The organism is Bradyrhizobium genomosp. I (2014), from assembly GCF_000261685.1.
GTDB lineage: Bacteria > Pseudomonadota > Alphaproteobacteria > Rhizobiales > Xanthobacteraceae > Bradyrhizobium.
Genome location: NZ_AJQE01000209.1, coordinates 1 through 2439 on the forward strand (window position 1 = coordinate 1; position 2439 = coordinate 2439).

Consider the following 2439-nt stretch of genomic DNA (forward strand, 5'->3'; position numbering starts at 1 on the left):
GTCTATCTCACGACACCGCAATACATCTCGGTGCTTTGGACTCATCCTACCGGACAGCTGATGCTGGTCGGCTGCGTCGTCTGGATGTCGATCGGCATCATGGTGATGAAGAAGATGATCAACTTCGATTTCTGACGGTGCCGCATGGTCGAATTTCTCGTCTCAAAACTGCACGACGCCCGTTTCATGACCATGCTGCTCGCGGCCATCGCCGCGGGTGCCACCGTGTATACGCTGGTGATGCCGTTGTTCGCCGGCGAAGGTCTTTCCAAGCGCATGAAAGCGGTGGCGAGCGAGCGTGAGCGGATCCGGCAGCGCGAGCGTGAGCGTCTCCACAAGAACGAGAAGGTCTCGCTGCGCCAGACACCGAAGCAACTCGTTTCCAAGGTGGTCGAGGACTTCAACCTCACCAAATGGCTCGCGCAGGAAGCTGCGCGGGACAAGCTCATCATGGCGGGCTATCGCGGCCATGCGCCCTACATCACATTCCTGTTTGCCCGCATGGTCGCCCCGATCGTGCTCCTCATCGGCTCGGCGCTCTACGTCTTCGTGATCGCGCATATGGAACAGGCGCTGCCGGTCAAGATCGGCATCTGCATCGGCGCTGCCTATCTCGGCCTTCAGGCGCCGATGCTGTTCCTCAGGAATGCGATCTCCAAGCGCCAGCTCTCGATCAAGCGTGCGTTTCCCGACGCGCTCGACCTGCTCCTGATCTGCATCGAATCCGGCATGTCGGTCGAAATGGCGTTCCGGAAGGTTGCAACGGAGATCGTCGGCCAGTCGATCGCGCTGTCGGAGGAGTTCACCCTGACCACGGCCGAACTGTCCTATTTGCAGGATCGCAAGGTCGCCTATGAGAACCTGGCGCGGCGCACCGGGCTCGAGGGCGTCAAGTCGGTCTGTCTCGCGCTTCAGCAGGCCGAGCGCTACGGCACCCCCCTCGGCCATTCCTTGCGCGTCATGGCGCAGGAGAACCGCGACATGCGCATGAACGAGGCCGAGAAGAAGGCCGCCGCTCTGCCGCCGAAGCTGACGGTGCCCATGATTCTGTTCTTCCTGCCGGTGCTGTTCGTGGTCATCCTCGGACCGACCGGCATCAAGATCACGGAGATGCACTGAGTTCACCACTCGGGCGAGGATCAGGCGACCAGATCCGATCAGTCGGACTGGCTGAGCGAAGCAACCGGCGTCCGCTTTGGCGCGCCGCGCGGAGCCTCACTGCGGCTGAGCATGTCCTTGAGATAGGCGACATTGGCCGCGGCCTGGTCCGGTGGCAGGTCCGCCTTCACGATGGTCTCCGCTTCCGCGAAGCGGCCCTGGAGACCGACGACCAAGGCGAGGTTCTGCCGCACCCGGGCGCTCGCACGCGGGGAGGCGTAGGCCTGCCGTAGCGCCTCTTCCGCCTTCGGCAGCTCTCTCGACAACATGTAGGAGAGGCCGAGATTGGAGAGCACGCCGGGATCACCCGGTGCGATCTTCAGCGCGCTCGCGTAATAGGATCGCGCCTCCTCATGACGGCCCATCTGGTCCAGCGCCGTACCCTGTACCGAGAGCAGGCGCCAGTCCGGATTGTCGGGCGAATGCGCTTTCGACAGGACGTCGTAGGCCTGTTGGAAATTGCCGTTGTCGGCGAGTGCGCGGCCGTACTGGGCGAGCAGCGCCTTGTTGCCGGGATTGGCGATGGTCGCCTGCTCGAGCACGGCCGTGGCCTGGGCTCGCTGGCCGTTGGCGCGCAAGGCCTGTCCGTAGGCGAGCGCGGCATCGGCATCCCTGGGATTGGCGCGGTAGCGCTCGCCATAGGCTTCGATTGCACGCGCTGGATCGGCGGGCGCGCGGTCGGCAGGAGCCGCCTCCGCCCGGGGCCCGACCGAGCCCGTCACTTCTGAGAGCTTCGACATGGCCGTGCAGCCGCCGAGGCCCATGGCCACCGCCGCGATTAGCGACGTGGAGGCAAGAAGCCGGGCAAGACTGATCCGTTGACGCATGACGCTTTGACTCTCGAGCCGCTTGATCGAGCCGAACGCGTCAGCAATAGAATGTTAACCCTAACGGCCGGTTAACGGGGGATCCCGCCCTGGGTTCTTCGGTCCGGTCAATATTCGATGGCGAGCCGTCTGCGGATTTCATCGATGCGCTTGTCGAGTGCATCGAACCGCGCGTGAACGGAGCGGTCGTGGAGATAGAAGACGTAACCGCCGGCAAGGAACGCGAAGATCCAATGGTGGTGCTCGACATAGGCAAAAAGCGCCTCGACGGCCTGGCCGACGAATGTGACCACGCTCCACACAAATTCCATCGCATTTTCCTCCCGGCGCTTCCTCGTCGGTCGCCGGCGATCTCGACATCCGGCGGCCTCACCCCCGAGCCTAGCATGGCCGCGCCGCGAGTAGCAGTTCGCCGGACGGTGACGGCGAAGCCGATTGCAGCGGCGGGGGAAAT

4 protein-coding genes are annotated in these 2439 nt (G+C 63.7%); 2 read left to right on the plus strand and 2 right to left on the minus strand.

The features are described from left to right. A partial coding sequence (locus IC50_RS43180) for a type II secretion system F family protein (RefSeq protein WP_440588143.1) occupies positions 1-135 on the plus strand: 135 nt, incomplete at its 5' end. A 9-nt stretch (positions 136-144) separates the two neighbouring features. Beyond that, positions 145-1119, plus strand: a complete 975-nt coding sequence (locus IC50_RS20365; protein ID WP_035708736.1) for a type II secretion system F family protein — start codon at positions 145-147, stop codon at positions 1117-1119. Between the two features lie 38 nt (positions 1120-1157). Here IC50_RS20365 and IC50_RS20370 read toward each other — a convergent pair whose 3' ends face one another. Continuing rightward, positions 1158-1985, minus strand: coding sequence for a tetratricopeptide repeat protein (locus tag IC50_RS20370; RefSeq protein WP_035708739.1), 828 nt, complete (start codon positions 1983-1985; stop codon positions 1158-1160). 107 nt (positions 1986-2092) lie between these two features. Then, entirely contained in the window at positions 2093-2296 is a 204-nt protein-coding gene (locus IC50_RS20375) for a hypothetical protein (protein ID WP_035708742.1), read from the minus strand. Positions 2297-2439 lie beyond the last annotated feature (143 nt).

Bases quoted from the DNA above. Each gene is read 5' to 3' on its own strand.
- IC50_RS20375 (WP_035708742.1), bottom strand. From the start codon at position 2,296: ATGGAATTTGTGTGGAGCGTGGTCACATTCGTCGGCCAGGCCGTCGAG.
- IC50_RS20365 (WP_035708736.1), top strand. From the start codon at position 145: ATGGTCGAATTTCTCGTCTCAAAACTGCACGACGCCCGTTTCATGACC.
- IC50_RS20370 (WP_035708739.1), bottom strand. From the start codon at position 1,985: ATGCGTCAACGGATCAGTCTTGCCCGGCTTCTTGCCTCCACGTCGCTA.